At 62.8% G+C, this 1,609-nt stretch carries 2 protein-coding genes; one reads left to right on the top strand and one right to left on the bottom strand.

Features of this window, described 5'->3' with window-relative positions; genetic code table 11:
• Nucleotides 1-609, top strand: a 609-nt coding sequence (locus NW809_RS12425; protein WP_414402285.1) for a peptidoglycan-binding domain-containing protein, incomplete at its 5' end; no start/stop codon positions are given.
• A 40-nt stretch (nt 610-649) separates the two neighbouring features.
• Here NW809_RS12425 and NW809_RS12420 read toward each other — a convergent pair.
• A partial coding sequence (locus NW809_RS12420; RefSeq protein WP_414402284.1) for an alpha-D-ribose 1-methylphosphonate 5-triphosphate diphosphatase occupies nt 650-1,609 on the bottom strand: 960 nt, incomplete at its 5' end.

The raw sequence follows: 1,609 nt of genomic DNA, 5'->3' as shown, positions 1-1,609 counted from the left end.
GGCCATGCCGGCCCCAACCAGCCCAGCCGCCCTGTGCCCCATGCCATTCTGCTCTACGACCTGAACCGCCTATGGGCAAGGGATCCCTATCCAGAGGCCGAAGCTGGCTCTGAGGGAGATTGGCTGGAGGGGCTGGTGCAACTTTTGCCGGCTAGCGACCAAGAGGCAGCCAGGGCCCAACTGAAGAGCATTCTGGCCGGCCAGCGCACTTTGAGGCAGGGGGATCGGGGCCCGGCGGTAGTGGCGGTGCAACTGGGGTTGAGCCACCTGGCTGCTCAGCAGGGACGGCTGGATCTGCTCCCCTCTGGCCCCGATGGCGTGTACGGCCAAGAACTGGCTCAGGCAGTGGCGGAACTGCTGCTAGCCGAACCTGGGCGCAGTGAGGAGGGATCCCCTCAAGCAACCCCTACACCCCTAGGCGCGGGAACTGCCCCTCTGTCTGGAGGCGGGGACGTCATCGACGCCCAACTGCTGAAGCGGCTGCTGGAGCGGGTGGACTTCTCTCCTAGCGCTGTACTGGTGGATACGCGCCTGGAGCGGCCAACTTGGCCTCTGGAGCGCAAGCCAACCCGGAAACTGCTGCCCAGGGTTGCCTTCGGGCAGGACTAAGTCTTGTCTTCGCCTTCCAACCTAGGCCTTGGCGGGAAGCCTAGAAGACCCCCCTCCAACAGAGGCTATCTCTGAGAAAGACAGGCCTGCCGGCAACGAATACACCCATAACCTGGAAGGGTTTCTCCCGCAGCACCACTAGATCGGCTCTTAGGCCTGGGCGAAGGGCTCCCCGATCCTGCAGACCAACCGCCTGGGCAGGGTTGTGAGTGACCAAAGCTATGGCTTGGGGCAGATCCAGCAGCTGCTTCTCCGCCAAGGCAAAGGCAGCCCTCAAGGCTGAAGCGGGGGAGTAGTCAGTGGCCAAGGCACCTAGGGCTCCTACTTGTAGAGCCTCCGAAGCGGAGAGATTGCCGACATGGGAGGATCCCCTCAGGGCATTGGGAGCCCCCATGACCACCAGCAGGCCCAGTTTCCGCGCTTCCAAAGCTGCTGCTAGGGTAACCGGAAACTCGCTAATTTTCAGGCCCATCTTGGCCATTAACTGAACCTTGGCGGGGCAGTCGTCGTCGTGGGAAGCCAAAGGTACCCCCAAAGCTTGCGCTTGCTGAGCCAATTGGGCAAAGCTCTGCAAGGTCTCCTCCCCCGCCTTGGCCGCCAAACTAGCGGCAACCTCCTCGGAAGGCCGGGCCAGCTGGCGAGCCATGTAGCGGATGTAGTCCTCCGGCGTCCGGAATTGGCCTTGGCCGGGGGTGTGGTCCATGAAGGAAAGGAGATCCACCCAGCCTTGGCTGAGAGCTTGGCAAACAGCTGCTGCTCCCAAGGGGCGCGAGAGTTCATAGCGAGCGTGGATCCTCAAGTCCAGAGCCAGCTGGGAACGCAGCGCCACCAACTGCTCTGCCATAGCCAAGGCCGTTTCTGGGCTGCGCCAGCCAGGCAGGCCTTCCCAAAAGGACAGAGTTACAAAGGCAGTGGTAATCCCCGCCGCCAAAGCTCGGTTTTCCCAAATCCCCAAGGCCATGTCCACCGCCAGCTGTACCCCTGGGCGCGGCTCCAGCTC

It is taken from the genome of Synechococcus sp. WC101, assembly GCF_047461555.1.
In the GTDB taxonomy this organism is placed as follows: Bacteria; Cyanobacteriota; Cyanobacteriia; order Thermostichales; family Thermostichaceae; genus Thermostichus.
This window is presented reverse-complemented; position numbering and strand designations above follow the sequence as displayed.